Origin of the sequence: Lentzea sp. CC55 (assembly GCF_021056325.1) — a bacterium.
Taxonomy (GTDB): Bacteria; Actinomycetota; Actinomycetes; order Mycobacteriales; family Pseudonocardiaceae; genus Lentzea; species Lentzea jiangxiensis.
Map to the genome: position 1 here is coordinate 58,236 of NZ_JAJCXE010000011.1, position 16,357 is coordinate 74,592.

Here is a 16,357-nt window from a genome sequence, read left to right on the forward strand (position 1 = left end):
CATCGGATGAGGTCAGTCCGCTGCCGGACCGGCCTCCTGGGCCTTGCGGCGGTCCGCGCGCCACCAGAGGTAGCGGGCGATCACGTCCACCACCGCCGTGATGACGAACCCGAGCACGAGTGCTCCGTGCGGCCAGTCGATCACCAACCACACGACCACCAGCGCGATCACCGGTCCCAGAGGGAAGTACCAGCAATTGCGCCCGAGCGGGTCGCGCACCAGCCAACGGCCCAGAGTCACTACTTGTTCACCTTCCACGCGTCGTGAACGATGTTGGCACCGCAGCCCAGCACCAGACCACCGACTCCCGCCGTGATGATCTGACGCCGGTTGGCACCGCCGGCCCACGCCGTGACCGCGGGGCCCGCGCCCCAGGCGGCACAGCGGAACGCGGCTCGTCCCGGATTCTTGCGGACGTAGTTCTTCACCTCGACCGCGCGCTTGCCCCAGCCCGACTTGAAGGAGTTCCACCCGGACTTGATGCGGCTCACCGCGCTGACCGTCCTGGCTCGAACCCAGCTGCCCGCCTGCACGACCGCACGGCCCGTCGCCTTCATACCGCCCCAGATCCTGGGAGCCCACTTGGCACCCCACTTGATCCCCTGGCGCAGGGCGAACCTGCCGAGGATGGGCAGACCGACGCGCAGTCCGGCCACCGCGAGGAAGAGGCACGGCGGGCACTTGCCGTCCAGGTCGTTGGCGTTCACGGGATCGCCGCTGACGTAGTCGTAGTCGTTGGCGGAACCGCCCTCGACCGGGTCGACGGACAGGAAGCGGCCGAACAGCGGGCTGTACGGGCGCGCACCCATCTGCACGAGCGACAACGCACCGGCGTGCTCGTACGGACGTTGGTGCTGCCCCAGCCAGCCGTAATCCATCTGACCGGGCTGGTTGTCCGGCACGGCATCCGTGTCGACCTTGCCGTCGCTTGCGATCGGCTCACCGAACGGCGTGTAGTGCCGCAGGGCCCCGACCTGGTTGCCCGCCGCGTCGGTGCTGAGGACGAAGTCGCCTCGCACGGACGGGTGGTCGTAGGACCGGGTGTCACCGCTGACGGTCAGCAGGACGCCACCGGGCAACGAGATCGAGCGGGACAACACCTTCTTGTCCTCACCGAGCACGAAGTCGGCCGAGTCACCGTCACCGGTGTGGGCGTACAGCAACACCTTCCGGTCGTCGCCCTGCTCCGCACCGCGACGCACGATCCGGTCGACCGCGTCACGCTGGTACGCGACAGCGGCCGCGTCCGTGCCGACAGAGCGGGCACCGGTGTTGCGGCCCGCCGTGTCCCACGAGAGGTGCGTCGTGGAACCGTTGACCGTGTACTCGGTCGTGTTGCCGCTGTCGTCGTACTTGATTCCGGACACCGCGTTCGCGCCCGTCGTCGCCAGCAACCGGTCGGCCGCGTCGTAGCAGTAGTTCGTGGTCTGCGTACCGGTGGCCGTCTGGTCGACCAGCTTGACGCGGTTGGTGTTCAGTCCGGCGTTGCCGACCGACCCCGCGGGACAACCATCCGCGGTGGATCCGAAGTCGTACGTGTAGACGTGACCGTTGACCGCTGCCTTGGTCAGCCTTCCCGCGGTGTCGTAGACGTAGTTGTGACCGCCCGCGCCCGCATCGAAGCCGTTGAGCGTCTCGTCGACGATCGTGCCGGCACGGGTGCGCGTCACGGTCGTGGGGATCTCGGTCCCCGGCTTGGTCTTCCAGGTCAGCGACGTGACCTGGCCGGGTCCGTCCTTGCCGATGGCGGTCAGCGCGGTGCCGTTGGCGTAGGTGACCGACTTCAGCTCACCCGCCGCGTCGTAGGTGGACGTGGCGAGCAGGGCACCGTCGAGCGACGTGGTCAGCACCCTGCCGGCGTCGTCCAAGGTGCTGGTCATGACCTGGGCCTGGTTCAGCGGCAGGGTGACCGTCTGCGACGTGGAACGGCCCGCGCGGTCGTACTTGGTCTCCGTGCGCACGCCGTGGACGTCGGTGTACTCGACCGGCCGGCCGATCATGTCGGTCTTGGTGGTGACGGTGCCGTTGTGGTCCGTCACGCTCGACACGAGCGGATCACCGTTCACCGCGTGGTTCGTGGTGACGACGCGCTCGCCCTCGGCGGCGTTGGCGGGGTTCTTGACCTGGACCACGCGGTCACGCTCGTCGTACGTGGTGCACGTCCACTTGCCCGCCGTACCCTGGGCCACCACTCGGCCCGACGCGTCGAAGATCTGCTCGTCCTCACGCGCCGGCCCGGTCGCCGGAGCCGGTGATCTGGTGAGCTTGGACAACCCTCCCTGGTTGATCGCCTCCACCTCGGGGGTGCAGGGGTTGTCCCGCGTCTCCCGGTCGCCGTAGTAGACGAACGTGGTCTGAGCGCCGGTGGGCGACGTTTCAGCGATCTTGCGGAGGTAGCCGGTGCCGGCGGACTCGTAGGTGGTCTTGACCGACTGCCCCTTCTGGATGGTGGTGGTGACCAGGCCGTACGCCGCGTCGAGCCCGTTTTCGCCGAACTTGCTCGACGAGACCTGTGGCTGCAAGCCGAGGGACTCGCCCTTGGTCGTGGACGTGGTGTGGCCGTACTTCGGCTTCAGGCTCGTCGCGGGCACGACCTCCTGGGTGCCACCTGGGGTGGTCCAGTGCAGTTCGAGCTGGGCGAACGACGTGAGGTCGTAGTACTCCACGCGGATCTTCTTCGCAGCGCCCGCCGACGGGCTGTTGACCGTCGCCTCACGCCACTTCGCTCCCGTGTCGATCCAGTCGTCGATGACGGTCGCGTCGTCGATCCACACCCGGACACCGTCATCAGCCACGACGCGGAGCTTGTAGTTGCCCGCCTCGGGGAAGACGATGTCGCCGGTCGCCCGCAGCGAGTAGCCGTCCGCAGGGATGCCCGCGACGGGCACGGCCTCGCCCCAGTTGCGGACGAAGGTTCCGTCAGCGGCCAGACCGGTCTGGAACACCTTCGGTGCCCCGATCATGTCCTTGTTGTCGTAGAACGACACCGCGAGGCCGTTGAGTCCCTCGTCGAAGGCGGTCTTCGTGTGCGGAACGGTGGTCACGCACTCCGGCTTGAGCGCCTGACCGGTGAAGCACGACGCCGGACCCGGACCGTAGTTGTCGGTCGGGCGGTCCTGCGCGTCGTACACCGTGGTCGACACCCTGCCGGCCGCGTCCGTGGACGTCAGCAGCTGGTCCTTGACGTTCCACGTCTGCGACGTCGTCCTGCCGGTCGCATCCGTGCTCGACAGCAACCGGAAGGCGTCGTCGTAGACCACCTTGCGCGAGAAACCGATGATCGGGGTGATCCCGGCGATGTCCACATAGGACGTCTTCGCACTCGTGTCGTACCGGTACGAGTGGAAGCCGCGCTCTTCGCCGTGCGTGGTGTACGGCTGGTAGATCGTCCGCGCAATCGGCTTCGCCGCGGTGTGGTCGTAGTAGTGGACGATGTAGTTCGCCGCGTCGGTGTTCCGGTTCACGTGGTCTTGCGAAACCCAATCGGCGGCACGGCTTTCCCGCATTCCGTCGAGCAGACCGTTGGTCGTGAAGCTGAACTGGGTCATCTCACGACCCGGGTCCTCCGCCGCCACGAGGTTTCCGCGGTGGTAGAACAACTTCGTCTGGGTGGAGTCCCAGTACTCGATGCGGCAGAGCATCTGCGACGGGGGCAGCTTCTCCGCGTCCGGCGGCGGAGTGGCGCCCGCGTAGCAGTCGTCACCGGGCCGGTTGTAGTGCAGCCTGTGGGCGCGGCCGGAGACCGGGTCCCTGATCTCCTTCAGGCGAGAGGGGAAACCGTCGTAGACGTACTGCAGCGCGGCGGGCTTGCGGGTGTCCACAGCGCTCGACTGCGACTCGAGCTTGCCCGCGGAGTTGAACACGTACACGTCGGTGCCGTAGGTCAGCGTGATGCGCCCAGCGGTGTCCAGAGCCAGGTTTCCGACCTCGCCGTCCGGCGGGGTGTAGCCACCGGTCGTCTTCTTCGTCCACGTGTGCTTGGCACCGGATCCGTCGGTCAGCACGACGTTCTGGTCGGTGACCTTGGCCTCGGTGTACGTCGAGCCCGTGCCGTCGAGGTCGGCCGACAGCGTCCAGCCCTTGGGCAGCGCGGGCAGGTCGGACGAGTGCAGCCAGTCCGCGGGGATGATCTGGGACGGCACCGTGGTGCCGTCGGTCGTCCGCGTGAACAGGCGCAGGTACGCCCAGCCGGTGGCCTCGGCGAGCTCGATCTTGATCGGCACGCGCTGGCCGGCGGTCAGCTTGACGCTGGTCGCGACACCCCAGTTCACGTCGCTGCAGCAACCCTGGTCGTAGACCGAGTTGCCGTTGACCCACACCCGCAGGCGGTCGTCGTGCACGCCGGCGAACTGGTAGTCGCCCGTGGACGGGGCCTGGAAGAAGCCTTCCCAGCGCGCCACGAACCAATCCTTCGGCAGCGCCGGCGCGAACGGCGAGGTGTCGCCCCAGTCGACGTTCACCTGGGGCTCGGTGCGCACGAGCACCGGCTCCTGCTGGGAGCTGATCTCGCCGTTGTGCGACAGGTCCGGGAAGTACGACGCCCGCAGACCCTTCTGCTCCTGCTGCTGCGAGTTGTAGGTCATCGAGAGACCGGCCTCGCCGCCGACCGTGTTGAACGTCGGCGACTTGATCGACGTGGTCACGTTGCCGTTGGCGAGGTTCACCGAGATCGGCCCCATGGTGTCCTCGGGTGCCGGGCCGCGGTTGCCGATGCGCTGGTCGACCTTCAGGTGGAAGACCGCGCTCGGGATCCGCGAGGTGGCGCCGCTGACGGCCTTGGCCTGCCACGTGTAGGAGACGCCGTCCTGGAGGACACCCGTCGGGATCGTCCACTTCGGGGTGTCGAGGCAGCCGGAGTCGACCACCACGCCGGTCTTCGCGTCCGCGCCGGTCGCGACGGTGAAGCAGTACCTCACCTGTTCGCCGTCCGGGTCGCTGACGGGGCTGACCTCGAGGGTCGGGGTCGTGTTCGTGATGACGCCGTGGTCGGCGGGACCGACCAGGGTGGGTGCGGGCGGGGCCGAGCCCGTGTCCACGGTCAGCGAGACGACCGTGTCCTTGTAGGTCCAGGCTCCCGGCTGTTCCGCGCCCACGATCATGAACGTGGCCATGTGGCGGATGTCCGCGATGTGCTGGAGGAAGCTCACCAGGCTGTCACCGGTGAGCGTGCCGACCTGGCCGACGAGACCGTTGGCCAGCAGACCGCCGAGGCCGTTGAAGTCCATCGCCGAGGCGTGGTAGAGCTGCGCCGGCCACGTCTTGTCCGGGCTGAGCGGGCCGGTCTTCTTCGTCACGTCGAGCTTGGCGCCGACGATGCGCTGGCCGTACAGGGACTGGTAGTCGAACCGGATCGCACTGCGCCAGTACTTGTCACCGCGGTCCTGCGAGTTGCCGAACTGGACGCCGCACATCTGGCACCAGTAGCCGTCCGACTTGTACGACTCGGCGAAGACCACGCCGAAGCTGAACGTCGGGTCGACGCTGACCGGGTAGACGCGCTTCGGGTCCTTGAGCCACGCCTCGTCGACGGCGACCGTGAGCATCCAGTCCTGGCCGGCCTTCTCGACCGCGTAGGTGCCGCCGGTCTGCGCGGGCGGCGCCTCCTCGGCCTTGCCGGAGGAGGCCCAGGTGACGATGGGCGGCATGACGATCTTCGGTGTGCCCTGGGCGTCCCGCAGCTCGACCGTGCCCTGCTCCGTCACGGTCGGCGTCAACGCGCCGGCCTTGAGGGTGAACCGCCACTTGTTGGTGGTGGGCACCTTCTTCAGCAGGATGGTCTCCTTGACCGAACCCGGCGTCACCTCGTAGGTGAGGTCGGTGTCCGCGGCGACGTCGGCGTACTCGGCCTTGTCCGCCGAGACCTTGACCTGCTTGTCCTTCGCGGGCTTCTCCGGCGCCAGCGAGACCTTGTTGCCGTCGTACTCGACGGTGATCAGCGCCGGGTCGTCCGCCTCGGCCGCGAGCGTCGGCTTCAGCGGGTGCTGCCTGGCCTTGACCCGCCGGGTCGGCGTGTCCGCGACCAGCGTCGTGTCGACCGGCTGCCAGGAACCCCCGGCGTCCTGGACGTTCAGCGGTTCCGTGGACTGCTTGATCGTCTTGGTGCCGTCCGGGTTGGTGTACTCGTCGACGAACATCGACCGCGAGGTCACCTTGGACTTCTCGGGGTCGAAGCTCGACTTCGCCTCCCGCGCGGCCAGTGGGCCGAAGTCCGCCTTCGGGTCCGCCGCGGCCGTCGGCGGGGCGGGCACCTCCCGTCCCTTGAGCACCGGCAGCTTCGTCGTGTCGACGGCCGGTGACTTCGCGGGAGGCGCGGCGAACGCGGGTGCGGACGCCAGACTGATCGTCAGAGAGGTTGCGAGCGCAGCGGCAAGCACCCGTGCGAATCTTCGCGCACGAGTGTGCCGCGTCGCTGAGCGACGCGTCATATTGGTCTATCCCCCAGAATTCAATGGAAGGTGCAGGCTTCCGCTGCCCGCACGCCCCCAGCGTGTTGAACGGCGCTGAGCATGCCGAAAACGGACATCGGAAAGCAATGCTCCGATCGGCTCAACTCACGGTGGGTGAGCGCAACGTCACACGCAGGGTATCGCCCGGCCAGAGCGGGATCAGCGGGGCGACCACGCCGTCGAGGGCGTTGTCGACGATGGCGCCGGCCAGTGGCATGAGGGTTGCCCTCGCGTAGAGCAGGTCTGTGCGCAGGGCTGGTGTTGCGAGTGCGGCTTGCTCGAACACCTCTTGGCGGTCGTGGTCGCGGCAGCGGACCAGTGCGTCAGCTGCCTGTCCCACTTGGACGCCGTTGCGGGCCAGGCGGCGGAGTGCCGCTGCCGCTTGGGATTAGACACACCACTTCCGGTCGCGGAGGCGGCCGATCACCGGTGAGGGCGCCTGGGTCCGCAGTGTCGCCAAAGGCGATGACGGCTGTGTGGCGGCGGGAGGTCAGCCAGTGGGTGGCGTCCGGGGTGGTGTGGGCTACCGGGGTTCGCGCCGCGGAGCCTGGTGATGCCGTAGAGCCACACCCACGGGCTGCGGTAGACCTCTTGGCCGAGCCATCTGCGGACTGGGCCGTCGGTTTCGACGTAGAAGTGCCTCAGGGCGTAGTCCGGGTCGCGGCCCGGGTTGCGTTCCGCCAGGACGCGGCAGAGCAGCGGGCGTAGCGGACCCGCGTCGTCAAGGGTGCCGAGAATCAATTCCTCGACATCCGGTTCGTTGCTGTCGATCAATTGTCTTGCGTGTGCGCTCAGATCCGGTGAATCCCAGTTCCGGTTCTCAGGCATCGCCCCGTCGCTGCTGAATTCCCCCATTTCTCCGTCATGGCCGGGTGATGTAGCCGCCCACGGCGTTGTGGCAGACGTCGTGAAGTGCCTTCACCGCGTCGCGGAGCAGCGGGTTGGTGTTGGCCGTGCGGTGGACGACGTGGATGTGTCTGCGCAAAGGCTTGTGACGCAACGGCATTGCGTGGGTGCCCGGTAGCGGCCTGTAGCCGAGTGCGGGTATCAGGGCCACGCCGACGCCGGCTGCCACGAGTGACTGGACGACCTCGTAATCATTGCTTCGGAAGGCGATCCTGGGCGCGAATCCCGCTGCCGCGCACAGGCGGGTCAGACAGGTGGCGCCTGACGTCCCGTCGCGTGAGGCGATCCAGCGTTCGTCTTTGAGATCTTCGAGTTTGACGTTGTTCTTCGCGGCCGGGTGGTCGGCGGGGACCATCACGAGCAGGGACTCGTCCAGCAGCGGTGACACGGTCAGCTCCTCCGGCCACGTTCGCGGAACCAGGTCGTAGGCGTAGACGAGCGCCAAGTCGAGCTCTCCGGTCAGGACGAGCGGCAGCACGTCGTCCGGTTCGGCCTCGTCCAAGCGGATCTCGGCGTCCGGCAGGTCGGCCTGCAGCCTCGCCAGCGCCTTCGGCACGATGCGCGAGCTCGCCGTGGGGAAGGTGCCGATCCGCAGACGGCCGCGCAGGCCCTGCACCATCGCCTTCACCTCGTGCTCGAACCCGTCCAGCGCGGCGAGCAGCTCGCCGCCGCGGTCGGCGATCAGCAGGGCGGCGCTGGCGGGGCGGATCGAGTGCGCCTCGCGTTCGAAGAGCGTCACGCCGACCGCCCGCTCGAACGCCGAGATCTGCTGCGACACGGCCGACGACGTGTAGCCGAGCCGGCGGGCCGCCTCGGCGAAGGAACCCGTCTTCACGACCTCGACGAGCGTGCGGAGATGAACCGGGTTGAGCACCAGGGCAGCTTATGCTCGACGTCGGGAGATCTCGTTCTGCGGCCTCTGGCGCATCCACCCCGCAGCCACCAGGGTGGATGCATGCCCTACGTCTCCACGAACCCGTCGAACACCTCCGACGTGGTCGCCGAGATCGAGCTCGGGACCAGTCGCACCTTCGTCGACGCCGCCCAGCGGGCCAAAGCCGCACAACGCTCATGGGCACGTGTGCCCGCACCTGTGCGCGGGCAGGTGATCGGCAACATCGGCCGGCTGGTCGAGGCGAACTCCGAGGCCCTTTCCCAGCTCGTGACCCGCGAGATCGGCAAGCCGATCGCGGAGGCCCGCGGCGAGGTGCAGGAGATCGTGGACACCTGCGACTTCTTCGTCGGCGAGGGCAGGCGCCTGTACGGGCAGACGGTCCCGTCGGAGATGCCGGACAAACAGCTGTTCACGTTCCGCAACCCGGTCGGCGTCGCGGCGATCATCACCGCCGGCAACTTCCCCGTCGCCGTGCCGTCCTGGTACATCGTGCCCGCGCTGCTGTGCGGCAACTCGGTCGTGTGGAAGCCCGCCGAGTACTCCGCCGCGTCGGCACAGGCCTTCTACGACGTGTTCCAGGCCGCCGGCATCCCGGCGGGCGTGTTCGAGATCGTCTTCGCCGAGGGCTCGGAGACGTTCACCGGGCTCGAGCAGTCGCTGCGGCAGGGTCTGGTCGACAAGGTCGGCTTCACCGGCTCCAGCGAGGTCGGTGTGCGGATCGGTGAGCTGTGCGGGCGCCACCTCCAGACACCGTGCCTGGAACTGGGCGGCAAGAACCCGATGGTCGTCACCGAGGACGCCGACCTCGACCTGGCCGTGCAGGGCGCGCTGTTCGCCGGCTTCGGGTCCGCGGGGCAGCGCTGCACCTCGCTCGGCACGGCGATCGTGCACGAGTCGGTGTACGACGGGTTCCTGTCCCGCTTCGTCGACGCCGTGGCCGGTGCCACCGTGGGCGACCCGACCGGCGATGTCCTCTACGGACCGCTGCTCGACGAGAAGTTCGCGCTGGCGTACGAGAAGTACCTCGGCTGGATCGGCGAGCACCACACGGTGCACGGCCCGACCGGCCGCATCACGGACTCCAGCCCGCGCAACGGTTTCACTGGTGGGAACGGCTTCTTCTACCACCCCGCAATCGTTTCCGGTGTGCGCGACGACGACGAACTGTTCCTCCAGGAGACGTTCGGACCGATCGTCGGCGTCATGAGGTACTCGGACCTGGACGAGGCGATCGAGCTCGGCAACAAGCCGGGCTACGGCCTGTCGTGCTCGATCTACACCACGGACCCGAACAAGGCCTTCCGGTTCCGCGCCGGCATCTCCGCCGGCATGGTGAGCGTCAACAACTCGACGTCCGGGGCCGAGGCGCACCTGCCGTTCGGCGGCAACGGCAAGAGCGGCAACGGCTCCCGGCAGTCGGGCGTGTGGGTGCTCGACCAGTTCACCCGCTGGCAGTCCATGAACTGGGACTACTCCGGGAAGCTGCAGAAGGCGCAGATGGACACTCTCGCGATCGAGGCGGACCTTGACTTCCGGCTGGCCTGAGCTGCCCGGTCAGGCCGAAGTCGTCGTCATCGGCGGCGGGGTGATGGGGACGTCCATCGCCTTTCACCTCGCCGAGGCAGGCGTCCGGGATGTGTTGGTCGTCGAGAAGGACGAGCTGGGCTCCGGCTCCACCTGCAAAGCGGCGGGTGGAGTGCGCGCCCAGTTCTCCGACGAGCTGAACATCAGGCTCGGAGCTCGATCCATCGAACTGTTCCAGCGCTTTCCGCAGCGGCCCGGGCAGGAGATCGATCTGCACCAGGTCGGCTACCTGTTCCTCCTCTCTTCCGACGAACACGTCACGGCGTTCGAGCGCAACGTCGACCTCCAGAACTCCCTCGGGGTACCCAGCCGCATGGTGACGGTCGAGGAAGCACGGCGGATGTCGCCGTTGATCGAAGCGGACGGCCTGCTCGCGGCGACCTTCTCGCCGGACGACGGACACTGCACTCCGGAGTCCGTGGTCCTCGGCTATGCCACCGCGGCCCGCCGGTTCGGTGCCCGCTTCAGCACCAGGACAACCGTGAGATCGATAGTAGGGACGGGGTCCGACACTTTTCGCGTCGAAACCGACCGCGGGACCGTTTCGGCGCGGAAAGTGGTCTGCGCGGCCGGTGCCTGGTCGCGGGAGATCGGCGAGATGGTGGGCGTTGACCTGCCGGTTTCTCCCCTGCGGCGACAGGTTGTGTTCACCGAACCCCTGCCGGAGCTACACGATCGGGTGACACCGTTCACCATCGACTTCGGCAGCACCTTCTACTTCCACCGCGAGGGCCGCGGGCTGCTGTTCGGCATGTCCGACCCCGACGAGACGCCGGGCTTCAAGCTCGAGGTCTCCGACGCGTGGCTGCCACGCCTCACCGAGGCGATCGGACGGCGTGCGCCCAAGCTGCTGGACGTGGGCGTGCGCGGCGGGTGGGCCGGGCTGTACGAGGTGACACCGGACCACAACGCCCTGATCGGCTCCGTCGGTGGCTTCTACTACGCCACCGGCTTTTCCGGGCACGGCTTCCTGCAGGGTCCCGCGGTCGGCGAGGTCGTGCGCGACCTCGTGCTGGACCGCGAGCCCTTCGTCGACGTGTCCGATCTGGACGCCTCCAGGTTCGCCGCCGACAGGGCACGGCCGGAACTCAACTGCGTGTGAGGGATGTGATGGACGTTCTCGAGCTCATGGACGAGTGGGGTCCGGAGAAGGTCGTCTGCGTGTCCGACCGGCGCACCGGAGTGAAGGGCGTGCTCGTCATCGACAACACCGCGCGGGGCATGGGCAAGGGCGGCACGCGGATGAGCCCGCACGTGACGGTCGCCGAGATCGCCCGCCTCGCGCGCGTGATGACGTGGAAGTGGGCCGGGGTCGACCTCTTCTTCGGCGGCGCGAAGGCGGGGATCAGGTTCGACCCCGCCTCCCCCGACAAGGAAGCGGCGCTGCGGGCGTTCGCGCGCAAGCTGTCCAACGAGGTGCCGCGGGAGTACGTGTTCGGTCTCGACATGGGCCTCACCGAACGGGACGCCGCGATCGTCCAGGACGAACTGTCGGACCGCGGCGCTATGATGGGCGCACCGGCTCAACTCGGCGGTCTCCCGTACGACGAGCTGGGCGTCACCGGGTACGGCGTGGCCGAGGTGGCGGACGAACTGGTGGAGCTGCGCGGCAGACGCGTGGCCCTGCAGGGTTTCGGCGCGGTGGGCGCCGCGGCGGCGAAGCGGTTCGCCGAACTGGGCGCCGTCGTCGTCGCCGTGTCGTCGGTGCACGGCGCGTTGGTGGATCCCAACGGGCTCGACGTCGCCCGGCTTCTGAAGCTGCGAGCGGAGTTCGGCGATCTCGCGGTCGAGGAGTACGGCGGCGTCCGTCCGCTCGGCGCCGAGCTGCGCGTGCCGTGCGACGTGCTGGTGCCGGCCGCGCTGCAGGACGTGATCGACGCGGATCTCGCGGGCGATCTCGACACCGCACTGGTGGTCGAGGGCGCGAACCTGCCGACATCCGTTGCGGCACAAGAGGTTCTCGCGGGACGCGGGATCACCGTCGTGCCGGACTTCATCGCGAACGCCGGCGGCGTGGTCGCGGCGGCGTTCGGGATGGACGCGCGGTACTCCCCGTTCCCGGTGGACCCCGCGACGGTGCTCGACGCCGTGTCCTCGAAGCTGAGGGCGAACGCGACGAAGGTCATCGCCGAGGCGAGAAGCCGTGGCACCACAACGCACGTGGCGGCGCGCGAGCTGGCACAGGAACGCGTGCTGGCCGCGATGAAGCTGCGCGGGCGGGTGGCATGACCGTACTCGCAGGCGTGGTGGCAGGCGGACGGGCAACCCGGACCGATCGGCGGGAGACGATCGCATGAGCTCACTCGAAGGTGTGGTGATCGCGGACTTCAGCCGTGTGCTGGCGGCGCCGTACGCGACGATGGTGCTGGGTGACCTCGGTGCCGAGGTCGTCAAGGTCGAGCAGCCCGGCAGGGGCGACGAGACCCGGACGTGGGGTCCGCCGCACTACGAGGACGAGGCGACGTACTTCCTGTCGGTGAACAGGAACAAGACGTCGGTGCAGATCGACCTGTCCACCGGGGCGGGCCGGGAGCGGGCGCGGGAGCTGATCGCGCGGGCGGACGTCGTGGTCGAGAACTTCAAGCCGGGCACGATGAAGAAGTTCGGGCTGGACTACGAGTCGCTGGGGCGTGACGACCTCGTGTACTGCTCGATCTCGGGGTTCGGTTCGGGCAAGGGTGCGGACCTGCCGGGTTACGACCTGCTCGTGCAGGCCGTGGGCGGGTTGATGAGCGTCACCGGCCCCGGTCCGCACGCGCCGGTGAAGACCGGCGTGGCGCTGGTCGACGTGCTGACCGGTCTGCACGCGTGCGTCGGGATCCTGGCGGCGCTGCGGCACCGGGAGGCGACCGGGCTGGGACAGCTCGTCGAGCTGGACCTGCTCACGGTGTTGTTGTCGAGCATGGTGAACCAGAGCGCGGGCTTCACGCTGGCCGGTTCGGTGCCACGGCCGATGGGCAACCGGCACCCGTCGATCGCGCCGTACGAGGTGTTCCCGACGGCCGGCCAGTCGATCGTGCTCGCGGTGGGCAACGACCGGCAGTTCCGCCGGTTGTGCTCGGTGCTGGACGTGCCGGAGCTCGCCACGGACGAGCGCTTCGCCACGAACTCCGACCGCGTGCAGAACGTGGACGCGTTGTTCGAGGTCCTCTCCGCCCGGCTGCGGTCGCGGCCGGCCCAGCACTGGTTCGAGACGCTGACGCCGCTGGGCGTTCCGTGCGGGCCGGTGAACGACGTCGCGCGCGCGTTCGCGCTGGCGGAGTCGCTGGACCTCAACCCCACCGCGACGATCGGCGACATGACGCTCGTCGCGAACCCCATCCGCCTGTCGCGCACGCCGGTCACCTACCGGCTGCGCCCGCCGAAGCTGGAGCCGTGACGTGCAGGACCCGTTGGAGCTGCTGGACATCCCGTCGTTGCTGAGCGACGAGGAGCGCGACATCCAGGCCACCGTGGCCGCGTTCCTGTCCGACCACGTGCGGCCGCACATCGCCTCGTGGTTCGAGGAGGGCGTCCTCCCGCGCGAGCTCGCGCGGGAACTGGGCAAGCTGGGCGTGCTGGGCATGCACCTGGAGGGGTACGGGTGCGCCGGGACGTCGGCGCTGGCGTACGGGCTCGCCTGCCTGGAGCTGGAGGCGGTCGACAGCGGCATCCGCAGCTTCGTGTCCGTGCAGGGCTCGCTGTCGATGTACTCGATCTGGAAGTACGGGTCGGAGGAGCAGAAGCAGGAGTGGCTGCCGCGGCTGGCCGCCGGTGAGGCCATCGGGTGCTTCGGGCTCACCGAGCCGGACTTCGGCTCCAACCCGTCCGGCATGCGCACGCGGGCCGTGCGGGAGGGCGGGGACTGGGTGCTGAACGGCACCAAGACGTGGATCACCAACGGCGGGCTGGCGGACGTGGCGACCGTCTGGGCGCGGACGGAGGAGGGAATTCGAGGATTCCTCGTTCCTCGGGGCACACCGGGATTCTCCACCCGGGACATCAAGCAGAAGCTGTCGATGCGAGCATCCGTCACTTCCGAGTTGGTGCTGCAGGACGTGCGGCTGCCGGAAAGTGCTCGACTTCCGCTGGCGACCTCCTTGCGCGCTCCGCTCTCCTGCCTGAACGAGGCACGGTTCGGGATCGTGTTCGGTGCCGTCGGCGCGGCGCGGGACTCGTTGCAGGCCGCGCTCGAGTACTCCGGCACGCGCGTCCAATTCGACAAGCCGATCGCCGCTTTCCAGCTGACGCAGCGCAAGCTCGCGAGCATGACGGTGCAGGTCGGCAACTCGATGCTGCTCGCGCTGCACCTCGCGAGGCTCAAGGAGGCCGGCACGCTGAAGCCCGAGCAGATCAGCGTCGGCAAGTACAACAACGTCGAGTCGGCCATCGCCGTCGCCCGGGAAAGCCGCACCATCCTCGGCGCGAACGGCATCTCGCTCGAGTACTCGCCTTTGCGCCACGCCAACAACCTGGAATCGGTCCTTACTTACGAGGGGACCTCCGACATCCACCTGCTATCCATCGGCCACGCGTTGACCGGAATCGCATCATTCCGCTGATCGTTCGCCCTATCCTGCACCTCGCCATCGGTTCGCGGGGTAGGAGGGCGTTCTGCCGGAAGAGACAAACAGCCGCAGTGACGCACGCCGCAACCGCAAGCGATTGCTGGAAGCCGCGACGCACGTCCTGCGGTCTGAACCAGCAACCGCGACGATGCAGTCGATCGCGCGTGAAGCGGCGCTTTCGCAAGCGACGGCCTACCGGCACTTCCCGTCCGTGGAGGCGCTGGTAGTCGCGTACCACGAGGACGTCATAACGTCGTTGGTGGAGCACGGCGAACGGTCTCGCAAGACCGGCAAAGAACTGTTCGAGCACCAGGCCACGCGCTGGGTGAAGCTGCAGAGCGTGCACGGTCCGGTGATAGTGCGGTTCTGGTCCCAGAAAGGCTTTTTGGAACGCCTCCACGGCGGCGACGGAATGACCACGTTGTCATGCAGCGCGTGGGACCAGGCGTTGCGCGGCGTGCTGATCGACCTCTCGCTGCCCGATTCTTTGCTGAACGTGGCGCGCTTCCTGCACAACGCCCTGTTCGACCCGCGGGAGATCCTCGACCTCACGAAAACCGCCGGACTACCCGACGAGCAGGTGGTCCGGCGGCTCTCCGACGCGTTCTACGGTGCGTTGAAGGGCTGGGCCTCGAACTAGATGCCGAGCGGGAGCACCCACTTGAGCTCGGACTTGACGTTCGGGCGGCCGTCGAGGGGGTTCTCCCCCGCGATGCCACCGGCCGCGATCTTGTCCAGGGTCTTCAGGCCCTCGGGCAGGATCTGGCCGAACACCGTGTAGTTCGGGCGCAGGATCGAGTCCGACTGCACGAGGAAGAACTGCGAGCCGTTCGTGTCCGGACCGGCGTTGGCCATCGCGAGAGTGCCGCGCGGGTAGATGCGGCGCTGGCCGGTCGGGTCGTTCGGCGCGGGCTCGAGGTCCGTCGGCAGCTCGTCCCCGTACCTGTAGCCGGGGCCGCCCTCACCGGTGTTGGACGGGTCACCGCACTGCAGCACCTTCAACGTCGGGTACGCGGTGAGGCGGTGGCACTCGGTCTGGTTGTAGAAACCGCGGAGCGCCAGGTGGATGAAGCTGTGCGCGGTGCACGGCGCCTTGGTGCGGTCGAGCAGCAGTGGCACGTCGCCCTGGTTGGTCCTCACCTTGACCAGGACCTTGCCCTTGGTGAACCACGGGTCGCGCGGGATCGAGACCGGGCGAGCGGCCGGCTCCTCCGGGGTCGCGGTGTAGCCGCAGTCCGGCCTGGCCACCTGTTCCTCGGCGGACGCGGTGCCCGTGGTGATGAACCCAACGGCCAGTGCCGCCACTGCCAGACCAGCTGCGATTCGCCTCATGCGCGATTCCTAGTGGAGCCGGAGGCGGCCGGGCAAGGCTTAACGGATCACTTAGCCGCCCGTGTCCGGGTGATCTCGTGTTCGCAGGTCGCCTCGGGGCACGAACTGGTGATCTCGGTGTCGTAGAAGGCCTGTAGGTGCAGCTCTTCGGACCGCACGCCGTGAGCGCCGGCAGGTTGCCGGTGCCGGCTTCCTGGTCACCACCCGAGGCCGGTCTGCACGGCCTCATCGGTGCGTTGCCGGGTTCGGCATCGAGTAGCCGTTGCAGGTAGTTGCTGCCTGCCCGCCGCGGCGCGGGTGAGTGCGGTGGCGGTACTTCACTCGATCCAGTGAGGTGTTCCGGATCCGAGACCGGGTACCCGCGCTCCATAGGGAGGTGATGCAGTCATGGGCTTCGAGGAAATGAAGGACAAGGCCAAGGACCTCATCGGCCAGCACGGCGACAAGGTCGACCAGGGTGTGGAACGTGCCGGGCAGTTCGCCGACGACAAGACCGGCGGCAAGCACACCGAGCACATCGACCAGGGCGAGGACAAGCTCAAGGAAGGCCTCCGCAACTTCGGCGGCCAGCAGCAGTAGGACAGGTCTGCTCAGTGTGGGTCTCCGCGGGCGGCGCATGCGGCTTGTTACGCATGTGAGTTACGCCT

General features: G+C 68.2%; 12 protein-coding genes. 7 read left to right on the forward strand and 5 right to left on the reverse strand.

The features are described 5' to 3' along the window. Positions 1-12: 12 nt before the first annotated feature. The 4 genes from L6E10_RS07455 to L6E10_RS07470 form a co-directional block, all read right to left on the reverse strand. Entirely contained in the window at positions 13-240 is a 228-nt protein-coding gene (locus tag L6E10_RS07455) for a hypothetical protein (RefSeq protein ID WP_236218091.1), read from the reverse strand. Beyond that, entirely contained in the window at positions 240-6,374 is a 6,135-nt protein-coding gene (locus tag L6E10_RS07460) for a PA14 domain-containing protein (protein WP_236218093.1), read from the reverse strand. The genes L6E10_RS07455 and L6E10_RS07460 overlap by 1 nt, the downstream gene beginning before the upstream one ends. 172 nt (positions 6,375-6,546) lie before the next feature. Beyond that, positions 6,547-6,786, reverse strand: a complete 240-nt coding sequence (locus L6E10_RS07465; RefSeq protein ID WP_236218095.1) for a hypothetical protein — start codon at positions 6,784-6,786, stop codon at positions 6,547-6,549. A 522-nt stretch (positions 6,787-7,308) separates the two neighbouring features. Continuing rightward, positions 7,309-8,226, reverse strand: a complete 918-nt coding sequence (locus tag L6E10_RS07470) for a LysR family transcriptional regulator (protein WP_236218097.1) — start codon at positions 8,224-8,226, stop codon at positions 7,309-7,311. Positions 8,227-8,307: 81 nt separating this feature from the next. Here L6E10_RS07470 and L6E10_RS07475 point away from each other — a divergent pair, with 81 nt between their 5' ends. The 6 genes from L6E10_RS07475 (at position 8,308) to L6E10_RS07500 (ending at position 15,018) form a co-directional block, all read left to right on the forward strand. Further along, on the forward strand, positions 8,308-9,792 hold the full coding sequence (locus tag L6E10_RS07475) for an aldehyde dehydrogenase family protein (RefSeq protein ID WP_236218099.1): 1,485 nt from the start codon (positions 8,308-8,310) through the stop codon (positions 9,790-9,792). Between the two features lie 43 nt (positions 9,793-9,835). After that, positions 9,836-10,933: an FAD-binding oxidoreductase gene (locus tag L6E10_RS07480; protein ID WP_236218415.1), complete on the forward strand. Its 1,098-nt coding sequence runs from the start codon at positions 9,836-9,838 to the stop codon at positions 10,931-10,933. An 8-nt stretch (positions 10,934-10,941) separates the two neighbouring features. Next, complete coding sequence (locus L6E10_RS07485) at positions 10,942-12,060, forward strand: Glu/Leu/Phe/Val dehydrogenase (RefSeq protein ID WP_236218101.1); 1,119 nt, start codon at positions 10,942-10,944, stop codon at positions 12,058-12,060. Between the two features lie 64 nt (positions 12,061-12,124). Continuing rightward, positions 12,125-13,210 carry a CaiB/BaiF CoA-transferase family protein gene (locus L6E10_RS07490; RefSeq protein WP_236218103.1) on the forward strand — a complete coding sequence of 362 codons (1,086 nt, stop codon included), beginning with the start codon at positions 12,125-12,127 and terminating at the stop codon, positions 13,208-13,210. 1 nt (position 13,211) lies between these two features. Then, positions 13,212-14,372, forward strand: a complete 1,161-nt coding sequence (locus L6E10_RS07495; protein WP_236218105.1) for an acyl-CoA dehydrogenase family protein — start codon at positions 13,212-13,214, stop codon at positions 14,370-14,372. 103 nt (positions 14,373-14,475) lie between these two features. Beyond that, positions 14,476-15,018: a TetR/AcrR family transcriptional regulator gene (locus L6E10_RS07500; RefSeq protein ID WP_275676224.1), complete on the forward strand. Its 543-nt coding sequence runs from the start codon at positions 14,476-14,478 to the stop codon at positions 15,016-15,018. On the opposite strand, the gene L6E10_RS07505 is transcribed toward L6E10_RS07500, so the two are convergent. Continuing rightward, positions 15,015-15,710 carry a peptidylprolyl isomerase gene (locus L6E10_RS07505; protein WP_236218109.1) on the reverse strand — a complete coding sequence of 232 codons (696 nt, stop codon included), beginning with the start codon at positions 15,708-15,710 and terminating at the stop codon, positions 15,015-15,017. The two genes, L6E10_RS07500 and L6E10_RS07505, sit on opposite strands and share 4 nt — an antisense overlap. 387 nt (positions 15,711-16,097) lie before the next feature. Between L6E10_RS07505 and L6E10_RS07510 the strand changes: the two genes are divergently transcribed. Then, the gene (locus tag L6E10_RS07510) at positions 16,098-16,289 is read left to right on the forward strand and encodes an antitoxin (protein ID WP_236218112.1); all 192 of its coding nucleotides are present in this window, start codon (positions 16,098-16,100) and stop codon (positions 16,287-16,289) included. Positions 16,290-16,357: the final 68 nt, after the last annotated feature.

Coding starts and splice junctions, on each gene's coding strand:
- L6E10_RS07475 (WP_236218099.1), top strand. CDS start 8,308: ATGCCCTACGTCTCCACGAACCCGTCGAACACCTCCGACGTGGTCGCC.
- L6E10_RS07480 (WP_236218415.1), top strand. CDS start 9,836: ATGGGGACGTCCATCGCCTTTCACCTCGCCGAGGCAGGCGTCCGGGAT.
- L6E10_RS07485 (WP_236218101.1), top strand. CDS start 10,942: ATGGACGTTCTCGAGCTCATGGACGAGTGGGGTCCGGAGAAGGTCGTC.
- L6E10_RS07490 (WP_236218103.1), top strand. CDS start 12,125: ATGAGCTCACTCGAAGGTGTGGTGATCGCGGACTTCAGCCGTGTGCTG.
- L6E10_RS07505 (WP_236218109.1), bottom strand. CDS start 15,710: ATGAGGCGAATCGCAGCTGGTCTGGCAGTGGCGGCACTGGCCGTTGGG.
- L6E10_RS07510 (WP_236218112.1), top strand. CDS start 16,098: ATGGGCTTCGAGGAAATGAAGGACAAGGCCAAGGACCTCATCGGCCAG.